The following is a 22,419-nucleotide window of genomic DNA, read 5'->3' as shown; positions in this document are numbered from 1 at the left end:
AAATTTTTGATGGGGGAAATTTTCGGGCCTGCGTCTCCGACCATGAGAGGGTTTCCGGCCGAACACCCGGACGAGGGGAAGCCACCGAAACTATTAGCCCATCCGAAAGGGATCGGATGGCGGGAGCCAGGGGAAGACTTATGGGACTGTATCGGAACAAGGGCGCCTGCGCGGCAAGCCTGATCGCGATGGGCTGGGCCATGACGGCCGGCATGGCGGCAGCACAGGATGCTGCACCGGCGGATGAGGCTGCGTCGGCGGAAATCGTCGTCGTCGGTTCGCAGATCAAGGGCGCGAAGATCAACGAGGCGCTGCCCGTCACCGTCATATCCACCGAGCAGATCAAGGCATCGGCCGCCGTATCGGGCGACGAGCTGTTCCGCTCCATCCCCCAGTTTGGCGATGTCCAGTTCAACAGCCAGTATCTGCCCGGCAGCTCCAACGGCGCGCGCGGCGACGTCGGCTCGCTCGATCTGCGCAGCCTGGGCATCGGCAATACCCTGGTACTGCTCAATGGCCGTCGCGTCGTCGTCAACCCGACCAGCCAGGCCAATAACCAGCTGGTGCCGGTCCTGACCTATAACACCAACGCCATTCCGGTTAATGGCCTCGAACGGCTGGAAGTGCTGCGCGACGGCGCGGCCGCGATCTATGGCGCGGATGCCGTCGCCGGCGTGGTCAACACCGTGCTCAAGCAGGATTATCAGGGCGCGGAACTGTCGCTGCAATATGGCGACGCCGAAGGCACGGGCCTGCGCGAATTTAACGGCAATGGCGTCATCGGCACCAACTTCGCCGAAAATCGCGGCAACATCACCCTGTTCGGCAGCTATGACCATGGCACCGGCCTCGATTCCACCGATCAATATTTCACCGCATCATCGGACCGGCGCAGCCTGTTCGAGGGAACGCGGTTCGAGGGCGCAACCTCGCTCGATGGCCGATCGACCACCACGCCCTATGCCAATCTGCGCACCTACGGGAATGTCCCGGTCACGATCAACGGCTCAGCCCTGACCAATGCGTCGGGCCAGTTCCATGTCCAGCCGACCAGCAGCGCGGGTTGCGTCGCCACGATCGGCAATGATCGTTGTCTTCAGAATGGCGCCATGGCCACCGCCGGCGCGGATCGCGACCTGCGCTATGACTCCTTGGCGGCCGGCACGTCGATCATGCCGCGCCTCAACCGCCTCAACCTGTTCCTGACCGGTAAGTATGACCTGACCGACGACGTCACCTTCTTCACCGAAGCCGGCTTCTATCGCAGCAAGACCAAGGCGCAGCAGAGCCCGGTCGCGACGCTGAGCTCGATCCCGATCTATGTGCCGGCCAGCAATTATTGGAACCCGCTGGGCCAGGCCGTGTTCGCGAACGGCACCGCAAATCCCAATCGCCTGGCCGGCACCAATGCGCCGACATCGGGCCTGCCGCTGACGATCAACAATTATCTGTTTGAGGATTTCGGTCCGATGACCGTCACCGTCACCAACCAGCAGCTTCGCCTGCTGGCGGGACTGCGCGGCGAATTCAAGGGCTTCAACTGGGAAAGCGCGGTCAGCTATTCGGAAGCCTGGGCGCGAGACGTCAGCGATAATATCAGCCGGACCAAGCTGCAGGAATATCTCTCCCTGTCGACGCCCGAGGCCTATAATATCTTTGGCACGTCGGTGAACAGCCAGTCGACCATCGATGCGATGCGCGAGGATCTGGTCCGCTATACCAAGTCGACGCTGGCGACCTATGACTTCCGCGTGTCGAAGGCCGACCTGTTCACCCTGCCCGGCGGCAATGTCGGCTTTGCTGCCGGCATCGAGGCGCGGCGCGAGACCCAGCTTGATGATCGCGATCCGCGCATCGACGGCACCATCACCTATACCGATCCGCTGAGCGGCGCGACGTCAGGCGACTTCGTCAACTCGGCGCTCAACAACGACACATCGGGCCATCGCGAAGTGTTCGGCGCCTATGCCGAATTCGCCATTCCGGTCGTATCGCCGGAAATGGGCGTACCGCTGGTGCGCAGCCTCGACCTGCAGGTCGCCGGCCGCTACGAACATTATAGCGACTTCGGCGATGTCGCGGTGCCCAAGGTGGCGGGCGCCTGGGACGTGGTCAAGGGTATCCGCTTCCGTGGTTCCTGGGCCAAGTCCTTCCGCGCGCCGAACCTGGAACAGGTCAACGCGACGGTCGTGACCCGGGCCAATAGCCGCACCGACTATGTCTATTGCGAGGCGGACCTGCGCGCCGGGCGGATCGACAGTTTCTCCGACTGTTCGCGCGCCCAGACCACCTCGGCCCGCCGGTCGGGCAATCCGGACCTGAAGCCCGAACGGGCCAAGACCCTGTCCTTTGGTGTGGTGCTGGAACCGCCGCTGCCTGACGGCATGGGCCACCTGACCTTTACCACCGACTGGTGGCGGGTGCGCCAGACCGGCCTGGTCGGCATCTTCGGCGAAGGCAATGCGCTGATCCTCGACTATCTGTTGCGCCAGCAGGGATCGAGCAATCCCAACGTGATCCGCGCCACGCCCACCGCTTCGGACATTGAGGCGTTCGACGGCACCGGCCTGACCCCTGCGGGACAGGTCCTCTATGTGCTCGACCAATATACCAACCTGCAGCCGCAGACAGTGAAGGGCCTGGATTTCAACCTGACCTATAGCTCGCCGGAAACCGGAATCGGGCGCTTCAGCTTCGCGGCCAATGCGTCGCACTTCCTGAAATATTATCAGGAACCTTCGCCGGGCATCCAGCAACTGCTGGACGCGCGCGCGGCGGGCGACATCAACGCCGGCACGACGATCAGCGGTGGCGGCAGCCTTCTGCAGTTGGACGGCAAGCCCAAATGGCGCGGCTCTGCCTCGCTCACCTGGTCGCTGGGCAATGTCACGGTCGGTGCCTTCGCCCAATATACCGGCAAGGTCTATGATACCGGTCTGATCGACAGCGATGGCGACTATTGGGCGATCAAGGCGACCACCACGGCCAATCTCTATGGCCAGTATCGCTTCAGCGAAGGGCCACTCAACGGCACCAGCATGCGCCTGGGCGTGCGCAACCTGTTCGACAAGGCCCCACCGCTGTCGTCGGACGGCTATGAGGGGACGCTCTATTCCCCGCTGCGTCGCTACTGGTACATGAACGTCAGCCACAAATTCTGATGCCCCCTGGGGCACCGGTGTCGTGCCGGTGCCCCCTTTTTTCCTTTCGGGACAGGTTATTGATGACATCTTTGCGCGCGCTTCCGCTCATGGCCCTTATGATCCTGAGCGTGCCCGGCGGCACCGCGCTGGCCCAGCCGGTGCCGGCCCTCAACCCCGCCCCGACCAGTCTGTTTGCCCTTGCTGGCGGGCAGAAGGTCATCCTGCCCAGGGCGGGCGCCAATGGCGTCATCGCCCGCTATCTCTACACCCCCTCGATCGCCGGAGGCCTGGGCGCAGCCGAGATCGGCCTGGATCGCGCGCGGCTGGGCGAGACCCAGGTGCTGCTGTTCCGCAAGGTCGGCAACAAGGTGCTGGCCGAGTTCGAAAATTACCGCTTCCGTGCGCTCAATGGCGACGCCGGCGAGGAGCAGGCGGTTGCGCGCTCCTTCTCCAATTCGCCGATCTGGTCGGGCGATATTGTCAGCGAAGATGACAGGGGGATCACGCTCGACCTGTCCGGCCTGCTGATGCGCGACGCCTTTGACGTTGCCGGGCGGCTCAAGGCGACCAAGGTCGGCAATTTCAAGATTACGCCGACCCTGTCCTATGTCGATCCCGCGCAGAGCCTGGCCTTTCCCGACAATGTCGAGTTCGAGGCGGCGCTGACCTTCACCAGCGACGAGCCGGGGCGCAGCATCGAGCGGGTGCTGCCCGACGCGCGGGGCCTGACGGTGCGGGTGCATCACAGCTTCATCCGCCTGCCCGACGACAAGTTCCACACGCGTGACCATGATCCGCGCACCGGCACGTCGGTGCAGGTGATCCGCAACAATTATGCCGCCGCGCTGGACGAGCCGATCGTCACCCGGCTGGTGCGCCGGTTCCGGCTGGAGAAGACCGATCCCAATGCCGAGCGTTCGGCGGTCAAGAAACCGATCATCTTCTATGTCGACCGGGCCGCGCCGCAGGCGATCCGCGATGCGCTGAAGGAAGGTGCCCAATGGTGGGCGCAGGCGTTCGACGCCGCCGGCTTCATCGATGCCTTCCGGGTGGAGGAACTGCCGGTCGGCGCCAATCCGATGGACGCGCGCTACAATGTCATCGCCTGGGTCCATCGCGAAACGCGCGGCTGGTCGACCGGCACCACCATCGTCGATCCGCGCAGCGGCGAGATCGTGCGCGGCGTGGTGCAGCTGGGATCGCTGCGCGCCTGGCAGGACAAGCTGATCTTCGAGGGGTTGGCCGGTGCATCCAAGGAAGGCAGTGGCGCCAGCGACGACCCGATCATGCTGGTCAAGGCGCGGCTGCGCCAGCTGGCCGTGCATGAGGTCGGCCATGCGCTGGGCCTGTCGCACAATTTCGCCGGTTCGACCTTCGAGAACCGGGCGTCGGTGATGGACTATCCCGCGCCGCGCATTGCCGTGCGGGATGGCGCGCTAGACTTTTCCGACGCCTATGCCACCGGCGTCGGTGCCTGGGACAGGTTCGCGATCGACTGGCTCTATCGCCAGTTCCCGGCCGGCACCGACGAGAAGGGCGCGCTGGACGCCATGACCCGCGCGGTCCAGGCCAAGGGCTATCGCTTTGTCGCCGATGGTGACACACGCGGCGATGGCGATGCCCAGCCCTGGGGCAATATGTGGGATGACGGCACGGATGCTGCCGCGCAGCTGACCCATATCATGGATGTGCGCCGGATCGCGCTCGACCGCTTCGGGCTCGACAATCTGCCCGCCGGGGCAGCCGCCGCCGATCTGCGCCGGATGATCGTGCCGATCTACCTGTTCCACCGTTACCAGGTGACGGCCGCGTCGAAGCTGATCGGCGGGGTGGATTACAGCTATGCGGTGAAGGGCGACGGCCATGAGCAGGCGCTGCCGGTCGACGCCGCGCAGCAGCGGGCGGCGCTGCGCGCCTTGCTCGCGACGCTCGATCCCGCGGCGCTCGATCTCCCCGATCGCCTGTCCCCTTTGCTGTCATCGATCCAGTCGGGCATGAGCGACCGCCAGACCGACATCGAACTGCTGCCCGGCCGCACCGCCGCCGCCTTCGACTGGACCCGCGCGGCCGAGGTCGCGGCCGACGGCAGCTTCATCGCGATGCTGGCGCCCGAGCGGCTCAACCGGCTGGTGGCGCAGAATGCCGCCGATGCCGACCAGTTGTCGCTCGACGAATATCTGGGCGCGATCGACGATCGGGTGATGGCCGCCGGGGCAACGGGCCGGCAGGCGGAAATCGCGCGGCAGGTCCGTGCCCGCTATGTCCTGCGCCTGATCAGCCTGGCCGATGACAAGCAATTGTCGTCGACCGCGATCGCCATCGTGCGGGCGCATATGGAGAGCCTGGCCGGGCGCCTCGGCAAACGCGGCGCTGCCGCCGACGCCGCGCATAACCGCTATCTCGCCGTCCTGCTGACCGCCTCGCCCGAGGAGCGCGCCAAGCTGGCCGAGCCGATCGCGCCGCCGCCGCCGATCCCGCCGGGCGCGCCGATCGGCAGCGATGCCGAATGCTGGTTCTGCATGCCGGCGGTGCCGGCGACCGAAGAATAATCATTGCCTTTGAGGGGGAAGTCCCATGCGTAAATCTGTTGTCACTGCTCTGCTGGCCTCGGCCATCGCCCTGCCGATCGCGCTGCATTCCGCTGCCTCCGTCTCGGCCCCGGCCGATGGCGGCACGGTCGCCATCGTCGGCGCGACCATTTTCGACGGCACCGGCGCGGCGCCCGCACCCGGCACCGTGCTGATCCAGGATGGTCGCATCACCGCCATCGGCGCCGATGTGAAGGTGCCGCGCGGCGCCAGGGTCATCAACGCCAAGGGCAAGGCGTTGCTGCCCGGCTTCTTCGACGTTCATACCCACTGGACCGCCGGAGGCAGCCCCAGCACCTTCCCGCAGATCGCCAATGCCTATGTCGCGGCTGGTGTGACCACGGTGAATGATTTCAACGAGGCGCCCGAGGCGTTCGCGCCGCTGCGCGCCTGGCTGGGCCAGATGAACGCCCCCCATGTCCGCTTTGCCGCGCGCATCAGCACGCCCGGCGGCCATGGCGCCGACTGGGCCGATCAGGCGACCACCATCTGGGTAAACACCCCCGGCGCCGGCAAGGCCGCGATCGAGAGCCTGGTGCCCTATCAGCCCGATCTGGTGAAGATCTTCTCCGACGGCTGGCGCTATGGCGTGTCGCCCGACAATACCAGCATGGACGAATGGACGCTGAAGGCGACGGTCGAGGCGGCGCATGTCCAGAACTGGCCGGTGCTGACCCACACCGTCACCGTCGATCGCGGCCTGGTCGCGGCGCGGGCGGGCGTGGACTCGCTGGCCCATGGCCTGCAGGATCGGCCGATCACCGCCGAGGAAGTCGCCGCGATCAAGCAGAGCGGCATGGCGATGGCGCCGACGCTGGCGGTCTATGATCCCTATAAGCGCGGCGACGTGAAGGCCGACGATCCGCGCCTGAAGCAGAGCTTCCGCAAGTTCGGCTTTGCGCTGGGCAATGTGAAGGCGCTGTTCGATGCCGGCGTGCCGATCGCGCTGGGCACCGATGCGGGCATGCCGGGCACGCCGCATGGTCCGTCGACCCTGCACGAGCTGGAATTGCTGGTGCAGGCCGGCCTGACGCCCAGCCAGGCGCTGGTCGCCGGCACCCAGACCAGCGCGAAGATCATGCGCATCGATGCCGATCGCGGCACCATCGCGGTCGGCAAGCGCGCCGACATCGTGCTGATCGACGGCACGCCCTGGACCAACATCAAGGATGTCTACAAAGTCTCGCAGGTGCTGATCGACGGCAAGCTGGCCTTTGGCGCCGGCGCCCCGGCGCTGCCCGCCGCCAACAAGACCGACCGTCTGCCCTCGATCAGCGTGCCCGCGCTGATCGACGATTTCGAGCGCGACGATCGCCGCTCGTCGATCGATACGCTGCGCGTCGACACGCCCGATGGCGGCATCGACCGGTCGGTCGAGATCACCCAGACGGTGCCGCGTGACGAGGGCGGCAAGGCGCTGTCGCTGTCGGCGCGCATGGCGGTCAAGGACGCTGCCTATGCCGGCTTTGCCATTCCGCTGAGCCGCGGGTCGATCACCCCGGCGAAGATCAGCGGCTATAAGGGCCTGCGCTTCGAGCTGAAGGGCGACGGCACCTATACCGTTCGCCTGAACGGCCTCGATGGCGTCTGGGAAGCGCAGGTGCAGGGCGGCGCGGGCTGGGCTGCGGTCGAGGTGCCGTTCAGCCAGTTCAAGCCGGTTGAGCGGCGCGGCAAGACTGGCCCGGCCTTCACCGGCGACGGCATCACCCAGGTCGAGTTCGGCGGATCGCGCGGTCCCGGCAAGCGCATGTGGTTGCAGATCGACAATGTCCGCTTCTACTAAGGGCTGACGGCCTCTTTCAAAGGGCGCGATCGAGCATCGCGCCCTTTCCTCTTTCTGCCCGCTTACGACCAGATATCTGGAGAGATTGCATGAAACCCCATTGGCTTTTCCTGTCGGGCGCGCTGCTGTTGCAGGCGGTCCCGGCCGCGGCTCAGACCAGCACGCCGACCCCGCCCGAGCGCTTCTTCAAGCAGCCGCCGGGGACCGACTATTATCTCGCCAACTACAGCGAATATGAGGCCTATCTCCAGAAGCTGGCGACCGAGAGCGACCGGATGAAGCTGGTCGACATCGGCAAGAGCGCGGAAGGGCGCAGCCAGTGGATGGCGATCGTCTCCTCGCCCGCGAACCTCGCCAAGCTGGACGAGTATCGCGCCATTGCCGAGAAGCTGGCCCGCGCCCATGGCGTGGACGAGGTCGAGGCGCGTAAGCTGGCGGCCCAGGGCAAGGCGGTGGTCTGGATCGACGCGGGCATGCACGCGACCGAGACGGTGACGTCGCAGGGGCAGATCCAGGTGCTCTACCGGATGCTGACCCAGTCGGACCCGGAAACGATGCGCATGCTGGACGACTGCATCATCCTGTTCGCGCATGACAATCCCGACGGCATGGAACTGGTCGCCAACTGGTATATGCGGTCTGCCGATCCCAAGAAGCGCGAGATGGCGACGCTGCCGCGCCTCTACCAGAAATATATCGGCCACGATAATAACCGCGACAGCTTCATGGCGGCGATGCCCGAGACCGAGAATGTCAATCGGGTGCTGTTCCGCCAATGGTATCCGCAGATCGTCTATAACCAGCATCAGACCGGGCCGGAGGGCATGGTGGTGTTCGTGCCGCCGTTCCGCGATCCGTTCAATTTCAACTATGACCCGATCGTCATGGCGCAGCTCAACGAAGTCGGCTTCGCCATGCACTCCCGCCTGATTTCGGAAGGCAAGGCCGGGTCGGGCACACGCAGCGCGGCACCCTATTCGACCTGGCACAATGGCATGGAACGGTCGGTCGCCTATTTCCACAACAGCATCGGCCTGCTGACCGAGATCATCGGCGGGCCGACCCCGGCGAAGATCCCGCTGGTGCCATCGACCCAATTGCCGCGCGGCGACGAGATGATGCCGATCGGCCCGCGCGACTGGCATTTGCAGGATTCACTCGACTATCAGTGGACACTGGACCGCGCCGTCATCGACTATGCCTCGCGCAATCGCGAGCGGCTGCTGTTCAACATCTGGAAGATGGGTGCCAACAGCATCGAGAAGGGCCGCAAGGATAGCTGGACCATCACCCCGTCCAAGGTCGACCGGCTGGCCAATGCCAAGGCGCTGGACGAAGGGCGCGGCCCCAAGAAGGTCGATCCCGGCCTTTACAAGACGATGTTGCAGGCCCCGGCCGAGCGTGATCCGCGCGCCTACATCATCCCCGCCGACCAGCGCGACATGCCGACCGCGATCGCCTTCCTCAATGCACTCATCAAGAATGGCGTCGAGGTGGAGCGGGCCGATGCGCCGTTCCAGGCGGGCGGGAAAAGCTATGCCGCCGGCTCCTATATCGTGCGCACCGACCAGGCCTATCGCCCGCATGTGATCGACATGTTCGAGCCGCAGGACCATCCGCACGACACGGATTTCCCGGGTGGCCCGCCCAAGGCGCCCTATGATATTACCGGCTATACTTTGGCCTATCAGATGGGGATCGGCTTCGACCGGCTGCTCGACGGACTGGACCAGCATTTCACCCCGGTGCCCGACCTGCTGGCGCCGCCGCCCGGCCGGATCATCGGCCAGGGCAAGGCCGGCTGGATCGTCGGTCATGAAAGCAACAACAGCTTCATCCTGACCAACCGTCTGTTGAAGGCCGGCGAGCGTCCGGCCTGGCTGAAGCAGGCGATGAGCGCCGATGGCGAGGCGATGCAGGCGGGCGCGATCTGGATCCCGGCATCGGCCGGCGCGCAGAAGATCGTCGGCGACGCGGTGACCGGGCTGGGCCTGACCGCCCATGCGCTCGACGCCGCGCCGCAGGGCGAGCGCATTGCGCTCAAGCCCCTGCGCATCGGCCTGGTCGATCGCTATGGCGGCAATATCCCGACCGGCTGGACCCGCTTCCTGCTGGAGAAGTTCGAATTCCCCTTCGCGCCGGTCTATCCCAAGCGCCTCGATGCGGGCAATCTGGCCAAGGATTATGACGTCCTGCTGTTCGCGGACGATGCCCTGCCGCCCAGCGGTGCCTGGGGCGCGATGCGGGCGGGCAAGCAGCCCGACATCAAGGACACGCCGGCCGAGTTCGTGCCGATGCTGGGCGAGGCGACCGACGCCAAGACCGTGCCGGCGGTGGCCGAATTCGCCCGCAATGGCGGCGCGGTGGTCGCCATCGGCAGTTCGGCGCGGTTCATCGACCTGCTCGGCACGCCGCTGAAGCCGGCTTTGTCGCGCGAGGTGGAAGGCGCGTTGAAGCCACTCGACACCAAGAGCTTCTACATCCCCGGCTCGATCCTGCGCGCCCGGGTCGATAACCGCCAGCCGCTGGGCTATGGCCTGCCCGACCAGGTCGATATCTTCTTCAACCAGGCGCAGACCTTTACGGTGACAGCGAACGCGACACCCTATGGCCGGGTTTCCTGGTTCGAGGGCCGCGACCTGCTGCGCAGCGGCTGGGCCGTAGGGCAGGAGAAGCTGGCCGGCACGATCGCCGTCGCCGATGTCGATATCGGCAAGGGCAAGCTGCTGGTCATGGGGCCGGAAGTAGCGCAGCGCGCCCAATCCTATGGCACGTTCAAATTCCTGTTCAACGCGCTCTTCTATGGCGCGGCCGATCGGAAATAAGGCCGGAAACAAGGAAAGGATCGGGGCGGCGGCAACCGCCCCGTTCTTCTCGATCAGCCCCGGACGGCGCAGTCGCCGGGGATGATCTGATCGCCGCGGGTCAGGACGATCCGGTCGGCGCTGCGCGCGACATGCACCAGTCCCTGCTGCTCCAGCGCCTCCGCCAGGCCGTCGGCATTGTCGATGTCGAACACGCCGCTGATGGCGATATGGGCGGCCCCCTCCTTCACCTCCAGCCGGCCCGATCCATAGCGGTTCATTTCCGCCGCGACGTCCGACAGGCAGCGGCCGGTGAAGACGATGCGCCCATCACGCCAGGCGCTTTCGCGGGTCACATCGACCGGATCAACCGAGACGCTCTGGTCCTTCTGCGTCAGGCGCATGCCGGCGGGCAGCAGGGTGGCACGGCTGCCATCGCGGGTCGCCGCAGCGGTGACGACGCGCACCAGTCCCTCGGTCGTGGTCACCTGTTCCCGGCCAGCCAGGCGCGACACGTCGAAGGCGGTGCCGACCGCCGTGGCCGTCAGCTTGCCGGCCGATACGCTGAAAGGACGGCTCTTGTCCTTGTGGACGGCGAAATAGGCACGGCCCGATTCCAGCGCGACCGCCCGCTTGTCGGCGGAGAAGGCGAAGCGGATCGCGCTGTCCGCGTCCAGGATCACGCGCGAGCCATCGGGCAGCTGGATATTGCGGCGACGGCCGGCCGGGCTGAACAGGCGCGTGCCCGTGGCTTGCGCCACCTGCTCGCCGGACAGCGCGGGCGGGACGGGATGCTCGGCCGGGCGGCTGGTGAACCACAGGGTCGCCGGCACCGCCAGCAAAGCAGTCAGCGACGCCGCCAACAAGGCCGCACGCCAGGGGCGGCGCCCGGTCGATGGCGCCGCGGCTTCGGTCTGTCTGGCCTGCATCTGTGCCAGCATCGCCGTAATCGCATCATCCGCCTGCGCCCGGCCCGCGCTGTCCCAGCCCTGCTGAACTGCATTCATCGCCGTGCGATGCGCCGGCGCATCGCACCATGCCGCGATCGCCGCCCGTTCAGCAGGCGTCGCCATGCCGGATTGCAACCGTGCCCAATGGGCTGCCGCGATGTCGAAGGGGTCGTCCCCATCCTGGGTCATGAACCGACCGTTATCCTATCGTGCCAGGCGCCGGGCGATATGCGCGACGGCCTTGGCAACATGCTTTTCAATCGCGCTCACCGAAATGCCCAGCCTTTCCGCAATCTCGCCATAGGCCAGCCCTTCATAGCGCCGCATCAGGAAAATGTCGCGCGTCCGTTCCGGCAGCTCTTCCAGCGCGCGGACGACCTGGGCGATCTCTTCCCTTGCCTGTAAGACGCGATCAGCGGTCCGTTCCTCAGCAGGATGATCCTTCTCCGTCAGTTCATCGTGGCCCTTGGCATGACGAACCTGGTCGCGCCGGGCCTGATCGCGCAGGACGCTCGATGCGGTGCGGAAAATATAGCCTTCCAGATTGTCGATGCCATCGGGTGAATCCCGCACATGCATGCGCAACATCACATCCTGCACCAGATCATCGACGATATGGGCGCCGGCGACGCGACGGGCAAAATAGCGGCGCAGCGCAGGAATATAGGCGGAATAGTCCGCCGTCTTATCCTCCGCCTTTCCCGACTGCCGCAACGATGATCCTGATAGACGGTTCAATCCGATACCCCTTGCCCGCGCTTCCCAATGCCTCGTCCGCCGCCCATGGCCGCCAGCACTACCAATGCCGATCCCAGCTCAGCTGGATCGATCGCGGTCCAGAACTGAACGTTTGACCGACCCCATATCCGTTAGTCACGGCGCGCAGATTTGCGACGCGATTGAAAATATTGCGTGCCCGCAGCGACAGGCTGGTCCGTTCCCGGCGCCAGGTCAGCGCCGCGCCGAACAATGAAAATCCCTTGGTGGCAGTAAAATCCGGATCGTCCCGGGTGAAGGTGGACCAGGAGCCGGACTGATATTGCCCGTCACCCTCGATCGCCAGCTGGCCATGGCCGCCGACCGCCCAACCATGCGTCAGGCTAACCCGCAACCGGCGGTGCGGTACGAACGGGATGGCGTCGCCCTGCTCCGCGCCGCCGACCAGCGATGCGGCATCGGACACACGGGTCAGGTCGGACCGGATCAGACTGGCTTCCAGCCGGGCGGTCAGGCCCGGTAAGGGCCGCGCGACCAGCTCGAACTCCGATCCCAGGATCATGGCGTTGCCGATATTGACCAGATAGGCGTGCGACCGGTTTTCCGACAGGGCGCGATACTGCATGTCGCGCCAGTCGTTCATATAGGCGGTCAGCGTCATTTCAACGTCTCGGCCCAGATGCAGGTTCAGTCCCAGCTCGGCCCCCCACAGGCTGTCACCGTCATAGGTACGACGATCGGCCAGCAATACCGACGCGGTATTGACCCCGCCCGGACGGATGCTGCGGGTCAACTGGGTGTGCCAAGTCGCGCCCGGCGCGATTGGCAGGTCGACATGCAGCCGCGCGCTCAGCCCGCCCGAGCGATTGACGGTGCGCGGCCAGGAATCGATCGACCCGCTGAGCAGATTGGGCACGACCACGTCATTCTGTGACGAGACGCGATAATCGTCATAGCGCAATCCCAGCGACACGAGCAGATCCTCCTCGCGATAGGAGAGCGTCCCGAACAGCGCGGCCTGATCGCGCGTGATCGCCAGCCTGCGCGCGCCAAATATCTCTCCGGTAGCGCCCGGATCGTCGCTATACGACGACAATTCGCTGCGCAGCCTCTCGGTCCGGTGATCGATCAGCACGCCGGCGATCCAGCCCAGCCCATGCGCGTTGTCATGGCTCAGGCGCAGTTCCTGCAATATCCGCGTCGACACGATGGGGATATGCAGCAGCGACGGCGCGAGGCTGGCGGCATAGTCGGCGAATTGCTGAGCCTGGGCGGGATCGCAGGTCGGCGTGTCGAGCCCGAAATAGCGTTGGCAACCGTCTGGATCCTGCCCCTGCAACAAGGTGGCATTGGTCCGATCATAGTGGCGGTCAAGCGTCCAGCGATACGCGGACGTGATGCTGGTCAGGCGGATGGCGCCGGTACCATAGCCGATCTTCAACCGGCCCATCAGGAAATCATGCGTAGTCGCCGCCGCAAAATATCGGTCGGTGCGATATGGACCGAGCGACTGGAACCAGGATGAGGCATCCGCGATACGACGATGCTGCCAGGCCAGAAGAGCGGAGATGTCGAGATCGGGCTGCGGTGCGATCCGAGCGATCAGGCGCAGGCCGGAAATATCGTCATCATTGATATTGCGGGCGCCGGTCCGGACATTGTCGACATAGCCGCCCTCTCGGCTGGCATAGGCAGTCGCACGCAGCGCGGCGCGCGTACCCAGTGGAATGTTGAGGGTGGAGGAAGCCGACAAGCCCGGTTCGCCGCCCTGCTGGATGCCAAGGCTCAACCCAGCGCCCCCGCCCCACTGGCCCAGATGCGGTTCTTCCGGCTCTATCTCTATCTCGCCGGCCAATGCGCCTACGCCATGCTCAGCGCTGCGCGCCGTGCGCGATATGCGCACCTGCGCCACGTCCACCAGGGACAGGTCGCTGGTGGTGCGCGCAGCATCGCTGCCGGTGCCAGACGGGCCGACGACCGGAACATCGGCGAAATAGACCAGGGTCGTCGCCTCGCCGGCCATCCCGACCCCACGCACGATCAGGGCATTTTGCCCCGCATTACCCGGCTCACTGCTGATGCCCGGGCTGGAATCGAGCAGCGCGGCGATGCCGGCGGATGGGCGCGGGCGCAGACGCAGATCGCCGAAAAAGCTCACCGGATCGGTCTGCCGCGCCGCCGTCACGACCAGGGCGGGAACCGGCGTGGGCCGTGCGCCCTCCCTGCCCGGCACCAACGGTTCGGTCGGCGCCCTGAGCGGATCAATCACGATCACCCCGCCAGCCGTTTCCCGAAAACCGAGGCCGCTACCCTTCAGCAGACGCCGCAAGGCCGCCTCGAACGACATCATACCCGCCAGGCGGGGGGAGAGGCGTTCGCCGATGACTGAAGACCGGAACACCACCTGACGACCGCTCTGCAGCGCCAGTTGCTGGACCGCATTTGCCAATCTCTGCCGGCTGATATCGACGCGCACATCCGCCGCTGTCCTGGCCTCGACAGGGGGAAGGGGCAGTGTGGCCATGGCCGACAGGACGAATGCTGCCTTCCAATCCCGCCATGATCGCCTCTGACGCCCGCACGACGCGGCAAACGCCATTTTTCGTGCGCACACCAATTTGAAACCTTATTCCTTCGACCCATGAGGAGAAACGAGCGTCACCGCGATTTCCATCAGCATATTGCGCAAATGCGCCGCCCGAGCACCGATCGCCCGGGACGCATTGCGGCTAATGGCGGCGCGATCGCACGGGTTTCGGAATAGGGCCTCCTCCACGCCATCGACGCATTGAAACAGGCCATGATTGCGCGAGGTTGCGCGGAATTGAAGACACTGGATATCCCCGGACAGAAGAGAGCCAAAGCTGCTGGCGTGGACGCCCGGGCATGGTGATAAGCTTCAGGGCAATCCGCTTAATCTCTACAATTAAAGTAGTCAATTATCCCGCATGATTCCGGTGCCGTCGCCCAAGCACCCGAACACGCTAGCGCTTCCATAGACCGGGCGCTGTTCGGCAGATCTGTGCCGGAAGCGAAACATGACCGTGCGACTGAGGCATGCGCCACAGGATCACATATCAACCATATGTAATTATTTGATTTTTTCTATGATGAAAGGATCAGGCCGTGCCGCCCCGCTGATGATCGCGGCCAGGACGGCTTGCTCCGATCGACATCCGCCCTGCCGACATGCCGTTGGTCAAGACATGAAATATCATCGGCTGATCAATTTATCTTGATAAAATGTCCGTGGTGGGCCTAGCAGCAACCGAAATTGTTAATTATCAGATTGAAAACAAAGGATTTTTTCTGTGGCGATTGCGATCATGCCCGCAGAGAAACCCAGGTCCAAAAGTACCAATATTCTCCTATTTTTACAACCACTTAATTTCGACTCACCCTCCTCCCCGCTCCTTTCTGCCCGTAGGTTTGAGCTAGGCTCAGGACCTATTAAATCGGTTGTGCGCGAGCGACGGGTTTGATTCATTGGTGGCGGAGGTGCCGTCATGGATGATCTGCTGTTGTTATCGGAAGCGCAGATGCGCCGGATCGAGCCGTATTTCCCATTGTCTCACGGCATCGGGCGAGTGGACGACCGGCGCGTGCTAAGCGGCATCCTGTTCGTGATCCGCAACGGGTTGCGGTGGCGGGATGCGCCTGCGGCCTACGGACCGCACAAGACGATCTACAACCGCTTCATCCGGTGGAGCCGGCTTGGTGTATTCAATCGCATCTTTGCCGAACTGGCAGCCGACGGCGATGCTGCGGATCGGCTGATGATCGACGCGACGCACATCAAGGCCCACCGCACCGCCGCCAGCCTGCTCAAAAAGGGGCTCTATCCCGCTGTGTCGGACGCAGTCGCGGTGGAGTAACGACCAAGCTCCATACCTCACGACCGCACTCTTTATCGTCAGCGTCATCGTATCGAGAACATGTTCGGACGCCTCAAGGATTGGCGCCGTATCCACACACGATACGACCGATGTGCTCACACCTTCCTCTCAGCCGTCGCTTTCGCCGCCAGCTTCATCTTTTGGCTCAATCAATGAGTCCTGAGCCTAGTCGACACAGGCCAACAAACCTTGGCGACCCCTATGAGGGAAGCGGCTTCGCCTTTGACATGCTCTCGATTGTCGGATGCAGAAAGAGCTGATTTACGGCGCGATTTTGATTTGAGATGCAGGTGCCGATTTTTCGAAGAATCCTCTTAATTCGGGAACGACCCTTCCCGCTCACTCAGCCGTAATTTTCTCATCACCGATTGCCGACCGTCTGCATTTTGCAAAGCCCTGCATAGAAAACGCAGATCAACTGGATGACTATCGTGTCGCGACCGACGTCGTCGATCGAGATGGCGATGAGTGTTTTGAAATGTAATCCGGCGTATCAGGTGTTTTGATTATTTGCTGGCGAAGCGATGCGCTCCCTGATTGGAGCGAAGCACAACCGACTTCCAACTTTTTACCCTAATTTATCCCGGGGCCAGAGACCTGCGATGATAGCCCAATTTCCGAGGTGCTGATTGGTCTGCACCCACCCCGGAAAGGTAAGGATCATGAAGAAGCATTTCGTCAGTGCCATCGCCATCCTCGCGGCGATCAGCCCTGCCGCAGCTTACGCAGCTTGCGCGCCGGCCCCCACCAGCATCGCCGCCAAGGCGGTTCCCGTCATTCATTACAGGAACACCACCATCGACGGCGTGAAGGTCTTCTATCGTGAAGCCGGGCCTGCAGACGCGCCCGTCCTGCTCCTGCTGCACGGCTTCCCGACCTCATCCCATATGTTCCGCAATCTCATCCCACTGCTGGCGGACCGCTACCGGGTGATCGCGCCCGACTATCCGGGATACGGCCAGAGCGACGCGCCCGCCCATGGCAAGTTCGCCTATACATTCGCGCACCTGACCGACATCGTCGACCAACTGACCGACAAGGTCGGCGCAAAGCGCTACAGCATGTACGTCATGGATTATGGTGCACCGATTGGATATCGGCTCGCGCTCAAGCATCCCGAACGGGTCGAGACCCTCATCGTCCAGAATGGCAACGCCTATACCGAAGGGCTTGCCGCCTTCTGGGATCCGATCAAGGCCTATTGGGCCGAAAAGACGCCAGCCCGCCGCGAAGCGCTGGCCGGCCTGCTGACGCTTGAAACGACGAAATTCCAATATACCGACGGGATGGGTGACGTCGCCAGGATCAGCCCCGACAACTGGGTGGTGGACCAGGCGCTGCTCGATCGGCCGGGCAACAAGGATATCCAGCTCGATCTTCTGGGCGACTATGGCAGCAATGTCCCGCTCTACCCGCAGTTCCAGGCCTTTTTCCGGGAGCGCAAGCCGCCGACGCTGATCGTCTGGGGCAAGAATGATGTGATATTCCCCGAGGCCGGCGCGCATCCCTATCTGCGCGACCTTCCCAACGCGGAGATGCACATCCTCGACAGCGGTCATTTCGCGCTGGAGGACAGGCTGGATGTGATGGCGCCGCTGATCCGCGACTTCCTCGACCGCAACCTCTGCAAGTGACGCGCATGGCGGGGCTACGGCTCCGCCCGCATCACCCGAAAGGAACAGACATGACGGTTCCCGCTTCCGACACCCGGGCCACAAGTGCCCCATCCCTGTCCATCGTCCTTGTCCATGGCGCCTTCGTCGATGGCTCTGGCCGACAGGGTGGTCCCGCCAAGAGCGCAGCGACGCATCACACATGTGCAACAGTCAGCGAGATCGACAGCAGCCACGCGGCGATGCTGTCCCATCCCCACGAGGTGGCCGATTTCATCGCGGCCGCTGCCGCCACCCTGGCATGAGCCTGGAGAAAGATCATGACATACCCTGCCACCTACCACCGGACCGCGACTGTCGACGGCATCGAGATATTCTATCGCGAGGCCGGCCAGCGCGGGCAGCCCGTCCTGCTGTTGCTCCATGGATTTCCCAGCTCTTCACACATGTACCGCAACCTCATGCCAGCGCTGGCCGATCGCTATCATGTGATCGCGCCCGATCTGCCGGGATTTGGCCTGTCCGCGATGCCTTCCCCGGCCGACTTCGCCTATGGCTTCGCGCGCTTTGCCGAGATCATGGCTGGCCTGCTCGATCAGTTGGAGATTGGCCGTTTCGCGCTCTATGTGATGGATTATGGCGCCCCCACCGGTTTCCGCCTGGCGCTCGCGCATCCCGACCGGGTGCGCGCTCTGATCATCCAGAACGGCAACGCCTATGAGGAAGGCATGGGCGATTTCTGGGAGCCCACCCGCACCTATTGGGCCGATAGTGGAGCCGCGAACCGCGACGCCATGCGGCCCTTTCTGTCGCTGGACGGGACGCGCTTTCAATATCTTACTGGTGCCAGCGACCCGGCGCGTATCGATCCGGCAGCCTGGCTGTACGACCAGATGTTCCTCGATCGTCCTGGCAGCGTCGACATCCAGTTGGACATCATCACCGACTATCAGACCAATGTCGCGCTCTACCCTGCATTTCATGCCTATTTCCGCGAATATCGGCCGCCGGCGCTGATCCTGTGGGGAGAAAATGATCCCATCTTCCTGCCCAACGGCGCGCGCGCATTCCTGCGCGACTTGCCCGATGCAACGCTCCATTTTCTCGCGACCGGCCACTTCGCACTCGAGGAAAAGGCCGATGAGATGATCCCCCTGATGCGTGACTTCCTGGCGTGCCACCTGCCCCACTGACCAAAATGCAAGCAACGGAGAGTGACCATGTACAACAGCAAATCCAAATCAAGCGTCCTGCCCTCAGGCGGCGGCGCTGCGCTGATCGATCCGTCCGACGCCCTGATCCTGCTGCTCGATCATCAATCAGGCCTGTTCCAGACCGTGAAGGACAGTGCCGTGTCCGACCTGCGCCGCAATGTCGAGATGATCGCCAGGCTTGCGACATTGCTCGACATTCCGGTGATTACCACGGCATCGGAGCCTGCCGGCCCCAACGGCCCGCTCATGCCCGAAATCCATCACCATGCCCCCCATGCCGTCTATGTGCCGCGCAAGGGCGAGGTGAATGCTTGGGACAATGACGATTTCGTTGCCGCGGTTCGATCGACGGGACGCAAGACGCTGATCATGGCGGGCGTCTGGACAAGCGTGTGCGTCATGTTCCCGGCGCTCGATGCGCGCGCGGCAGGCTATGATGTCTATGCTGTGCCCGATGCTTCTGGCGATCCCAGCGAGATGGCCTCACGCGTGTCGCTGGCGCGCTTCGTCCAGGGCGGGGTCAAGCCGACCTCCACAAACGCCCTGCTGTCCGAACTCCACCGCACCTGGGCGCGCCCGGAGGCGGCGGAGCTCGCCACCCTCTACGGGCTAGTGGCGCCAAACTATGCCGCCGTGGCGGAAAGCTACGCTCGCGCGCAACAGGCCGCGAGGGACGCACTCTGACGCCACATCAATCCACCCTGCGGACGACAGGCGCGAGACGTATCGGCTATGGCATATGGCTTCATCGACATCGTCATCACGCTCGCCGTTTGCAGAGTGTACGAGGAAATGGGAGCGGACCATCTCTGCTCCCATTTCAAAGGCCGTCGTGACTTTGACCGGCTTTCGGCTGGAGACATGGCGGTCATCGGCCGACGCGATAGCTTCCACATCGCGTCGGTGTCGGAAAGTGGCCAGCGCGCGTCGGACAAACTATCCGATCTGGAAAAGCGACGTGCTGGCACGCTGGACTGCGGCCCCGCCACCCATGCTCCGCGCCCATCGGACCGACTTTTCCAGGAGCCGTTTTGCCTTTTCGACATGCCCCTTCTCGCCTTCGACCAAGCCCGCGACCCGCAGGAGTTCCGGATGGCACCAGCGTTCTTCACGAACATCAGGCTGACCGAGCGCGTCTGTCAGGCACTGTTCTGCATGCCGCACATTTCCAGCCTTGAGCCAGGCCTCCGCGAGCAGACAGCGGTAAAATGCCACCCGGGCGACCCAGCTATTGGCCTCGAGGTCGGCGATGCTCCTTTGCATGGTGGCAAGGCCAGCCTCATCGCCGCGAGCCACCTGGATGGCGCCTGCGAAAAATTGACTCGTCCCTTCGTAGATCCCGATATTCTCGCGCTTGCTGACGTCCGCCAATTGCGCCTGAAGTCGGGAAGCCGCCGACAGATCGCCGGTCAGGAAGGCAACAGGCAAGCCCGCTAGACAGAGCGCATTGCCGAGCGAGATCATATGGTCGAGTTCGGTCGCCCGCGCGATTGCCCGACCGGCAACGTCGGACGCGCGTTCGCTATCTCCCTGCAACCAGAGCAGAAAGGCATGGGAAAGGCCGATCGCTACGGGCAGTTCCACCTGAAATCTCGACAATCGACGTCCATCGGCCAAGCTCCCCCAGCTTGCCGTCAACTCCTCCAGCCGAACCGACGCACATGAGAATCTTCCCGCATAGATTTCGGCATGCGCCAGGAAGCGCTTGCCGTCGGGCGCTGCCGCCCAGTTGAGACCGGTGGCGGCGGCATAGCGGTGCATGCTGCGTACGGCCGCGAGCGGCTTGCCGGAATAGGTCAGGAACACGGCTTGACCGCAAACAGCCGGGAGTTCGAATTCCGGATCTGCGGTGTCGCGGGCATCATCGATGCTGCCCCGCCACGCCAGATTGGTCCTTGGATGCATCTGGCGGGACAGCGTCATAGCCCAAGCCTTAGCCGTCGAGAGCTTGACGCGGTCCACCGGCGACAAGGCCGACATCGCCGGCGCTGCCGCTTCGGTCATCTCGATAGCGGCCAGCAGCTCCTTGAACGCCGACAATTCCTGCCACAGTGGCAGGGCCGCAACCACGACGGCTGCGCCGATCTCCGCATCGCCCGCTGGGTCGAACGCCCAGATCATCAGGGAGCGAACATCGTCGATGAGCGCCCGATATTTTTCCAGCCATTGTCGGGAAGTCTGGAGCGACCATTCGCGCTCAGCGACCTGCAACTTGTCGCGCATACCGATTGCAAAATGGCGCCGCGCCAGTTGACGATGGGGCGCTCCGAAAAGCCGCTGGGCTGCGTAGGCGGATGTGCTTTCGGGCAGTCTGTAGAGCAACGCGCCCTGGTTGAATTCCGTGGTTACCAGCGATTTTGTGGCCAGCTGGGATAGGGCGTCGCGTCCCGCCATCGGCTCCATCCCCCCGGCAGCGTAGAGCGCCTCCACATCATCGGCACTAAAACGGCCGGAGAATAGTGAGAGCAGTTCGAGCAGAACGGCCTCCCGTTCGGGAAGGAGGCGGTAACTCCAGTCGAGCGTCGCCTCCAATGTCTGGTGGCGCAGCGGCATATTTCTTGGACCGCGGCCCATTACGTCGAAGCCCTGTTCAAAGAATTGTTTGAGCGCGGTGGGGGCAAGCACACTGGCAGTGCCGGCCGCCAGTTCGATCGCCAGCGCCAGTCCTTCCAGTCTCCCGCAGATCGACGCGATGTTGCGAATATATTCGTCGGTCAGTTCCGCGACACTCGCATTCTGAACCTTTGCCAGGAAAAGCTGAACCGCAGGATAAGTAAGCGCCTCGCCGGCGTCTATATTCCCCGCTCCATCGGGATAGAGGAGGCCAGGCAGAAAATAGACTTCTTCGTGGCGAGTTCGCAATGGTTCTCGGGTCGTGATGATAAGCCGGGCCTGCGGAAGCGCTGAAGAAATCCGCTCGACTATGGACGCAGCCATCGAGAGCACATGTTCGCAATTGTCGATGATCAGGATCATGTCGTCGCGGCTGAGGCGGTCGATGACGGCAGCGATCGGATCGTCCAGCCCGAGCGAAACCCCAACCCCCGATGCCATGGCAGGCACGACAAAATGCGGATCGCTCAAGGTCGAAAGATCGACGAAGGCGACAGCTTCATGCGCCTCGCAGCTTATCTGCGCCGCAGCGATGGCGATCGACGTCTTTCCCGCGCCCCCCGGTCCAACGATAGATAGATAGCCTGGATGCTGAAGCTGCGCGTTGATGAGGCGGATAGCCTCTTCGCGGCCGAAGAGATGTGGCACATCGGGCGGCCCGACATGAGGCCCGGCCAATTTCGCGCTCGCAGTAACAGAATGCTGGCGGCCGCCTCCAACTTCCCGAACGAACTTGTATCCGCGTCCGGCAATCGTGGCGATATATTCCGTTTCGGGATCAAGCTCTGCCAGGCTGCGGCGGAGCGCACCCATATTCACCTTGAGATTATGCTCGTGAACTATGTAGCCCGGCCAGACATGCGCAAAAAGGTCCGCCTTGCTGACAACTTCGCCCGCCCGCGACGCAAGCAGGGTCAGAATGTCGAAGGCGCGCGCGCCCAAGGCGACGGGCTGCCCCTTGAATAGCAAGGTCTGTCGTTCCGGCAGCAGACGAAAATCGCCGAACTCATAGACTGAACGCTGTATTGGCGCGTCAAGGCCATCGCTGATCGCCATGTTTCCCCCACAGGTCACATGGCTGCCGGGGTTAACTCATTC

Annotated in this window: 12 protein-coding genes and 1 pseudogene; 9 read left to right on the top strand and 4 right to left on the bottom strand. The window is 63.7% G+C overall.

From position 1 onward, the window contains the following. The first annotated feature begins 140 nt into the window (after positions 1 to 140). From PMI04_RS10605 to PMI04_RS10590, 4 genes are all read left to right on the top strand, one after another. A complete protein-coding gene (locus PMI04_RS10605) occupies positions 141 to 3,161 on the top strand; it encodes a TonB-dependent receptor (protein ID WP_007712290.1) in 3,021 nt (1,006 codons plus the stop codon). An 89-nt stretch (positions 3,162 to 3,250) separates the two neighbouring features. Continuing rightward, positions 3,251 to 5,692, top strand: a complete 2,442-nt coding sequence (locus tag PMI04_RS10600; RefSeq protein WP_238535954.1) for a zinc-dependent metalloprotease — start codon at positions 3,251 to 3,253, stop codon at positions 5,690 to 5,692. Between the two features lie 25 nt (positions 5,693 to 5,717). Then, entirely contained in the window at positions 5,718 to 7,514 is a 1,797-nt protein-coding gene (locus tag PMI04_RS10595; protein WP_007712286.1) for a CIA30 family protein, read from the top strand. Between the two features lie 89 nt (positions 7,515 to 7,603). Then, positions 7,604 to 10,339 (top strand): M14 metallopeptidase family protein, encoded by a 2,736-nt coding sequence (locus tag PMI04_RS10590; RefSeq protein WP_007712283.1) that lies wholly within the window; start codon positions 7,604 to 7,606, stop codon positions 10,337 to 10,339. A gap of 53 nt (positions 10,340 to 10,392) precedes the next feature. Here the strand turns inward: PMI04_RS10590 and PMI04_RS10585 are convergent, their stop codons facing one another. From PMI04_RS10585 to PMI04_RS10575, 3 genes are all read right to left on the bottom strand, one after another. Next, positions 10,393 to 11,457 carry a FecR domain-containing protein gene (locus PMI04_RS10585; RefSeq protein WP_007712281.1) on the bottom strand — a complete coding sequence of 355 codons (1,065 nt, stop codon included), beginning with the start codon at positions 11,455 to 11,457 and terminating at the stop codon, positions 10,393 to 10,395. A gap of 15 nt (positions 11,458 to 11,472) precedes the next feature. Then, a complete protein-coding gene (locus PMI04_RS10580) occupies positions 11,473 to 11,982 on the bottom strand; it encodes a sigma-70 family RNA polymerase sigma factor (protein WP_007712279.1) in 510 nt (169 codons plus the stop codon). Positions 11,983 to 12,064: 82 nt separating this feature from the next. Further along, positions 12,065 to 14,509, bottom strand: a complete 2,445-nt coding sequence (locus tag PMI04_RS10575) for a TonB-dependent receptor (protein WP_007712271.1) — start codon at positions 14,507 to 14,509, stop codon at positions 12,065 to 12,067. Between the two features lie 982 nt (positions 14,510 to 15,491). Between PMI04_RS10575 and PMI04_RS10570 the strand changes: the two are divergent. The 5 genes and pseudogenes from PMI04_RS10570 to PMI04_RS10550 all read left to right on the top strand — a co-directional run bounded on the left by PMI04_RS10570 (position 15,492) and on the right by PMI04_RS10550 (position 19,392). Continuing rightward, positions 15,492 to 16,037 (top strand): annotated as a pseudogene (locus PMI04_RS10570) (IS5 family transposase). Between the two features lie 503 nt (positions 16,038 to 16,540). After that, a complete protein-coding gene (locus tag PMI04_RS10565; protein WP_238535955.1) occupies positions 16,541 to 17,515 on the top strand; it encodes an alpha/beta hydrolase in 975 nt (324 codons plus the stop codon). A gap of 50 nt (positions 17,516 to 17,565) precedes the next feature. Then, complete coding sequence (locus PMI04_RS10560; RefSeq protein WP_007712266.1) at positions 17,566 to 17,799, top strand: hypothetical protein; 234 nt, start codon at positions 17,566 to 17,568, stop codon at positions 17,797 to 17,799. A gap of 15 nt (positions 17,800 to 17,814) precedes the next feature. Next, a complete protein-coding gene (locus PMI04_RS10555; RefSeq protein WP_007712265.1) occupies positions 17,815 to 18,687 on the top strand; it encodes an alpha/beta hydrolase in 873 nt (290 codons plus the stop codon). Between the two features lie 27 nt (positions 18,688 to 18,714). Then, on the top strand, positions 18,715 to 19,392 hold the full coding sequence (locus PMI04_RS10550) for an isochorismatase family protein (protein WP_007712264.1): 678 nt from the start codon (positions 18,715 to 18,717) through the stop codon (positions 19,390 to 19,392). 252 nt (positions 19,393 to 19,644) lie between these two features. On the opposite strand, the gene PMI04_RS10545 is transcribed toward PMI04_RS10550, so the two are convergent. Then, entirely contained in the window at positions 19,645 to 22,377 is a 2,733-nt protein-coding gene (locus tag PMI04_RS10545; protein WP_007712263.1) for a winged helix-turn-helix domain-containing protein, read from the bottom strand. Between the last annotated feature and the right edge of the window lie 42 nt (positions 22,378 to 22,419).

Origin of the sequence: Sphingobium sp. AP49, assembly GCF_000281715.2 — a bacterium.
Classification (GTDB): domain Bacteria; phylum Pseudomonadota; class Alphaproteobacteria; order Sphingomonadales; family Sphingomonadaceae; genus Sphingobium.
The sequence above is the reverse complement of the archived record's forward strand: the minus strand, read 5'-3'. Positions and strand labels throughout refer to the sequence as shown.

Bases quoted from the DNA above. Each gene is read 5' to 3' on its own strand.
- PMI04_RS10560 (WP_007712266.1), top strand. From the start codon at position 17,566: ATGACGGTTCCCGCTTCCGACACCCGGGCCACAAGTGCCCCATCCCTG.
- PMI04_RS10545 (WP_007712263.1), bottom strand. From the start codon at position 22,377: ATGGCGATCAGCGATGGCCTTGACGCGCCAATACAGCGTTCAGTCTAT.
- PMI04_RS10605 (WP_007712290.1), top strand. From the start codon at position 141: ATGGGACTGTATCGGAACAAGGGCGCCTGCGCGGCAAGCCTGATCGCG.
- PMI04_RS10555 (WP_007712265.1), top strand. From the start codon at position 17,815: ATGACATACCCTGCCACCTACCACCGGACCGCGACTGTCGACGGCATC.
- PMI04_RS10575 (WP_007712271.1), bottom strand. From the start codon at position 14,509: ATGGCCACACTGCCCCTTCCCCCTGTCGAGGCCAGGACAGCGGCGGAT.
- PMI04_RS10585 (WP_007712281.1), bottom strand. From the start codon at position 11,457: ATGACCCAGGATGGGGACGACCCCTTCGACATCGCGGCAGCCCATTGG.
- PMI04_RS10550 (WP_007712264.1), top strand. From the start codon at position 18,715: ATGTACAACAGCAAATCCAAATCAAGCGTCCTGCCCTCAGGCGGCGGC.
- PMI04_RS10600 (WP_238535954.1), top strand. From the start codon at position 3,251: ATGGCCCTTATGATCCTGAGCGTGCCCGGCGGCACCGCGCTGGCCCAG.
- PMI04_RS10590 (WP_007712283.1), top strand. From the start codon at position 7,604: ATGAAACCCCATTGGCTTTTCCTGTCGGGCGCGCTGCTGTTGCAGGCG.
- PMI04_RS10595 (WP_007712286.1), top strand. From the start codon at position 5,718: ATGCGTAAATCTGTTGTCACTGCTCTGCTGGCCTCGGCCATCGCCCTG.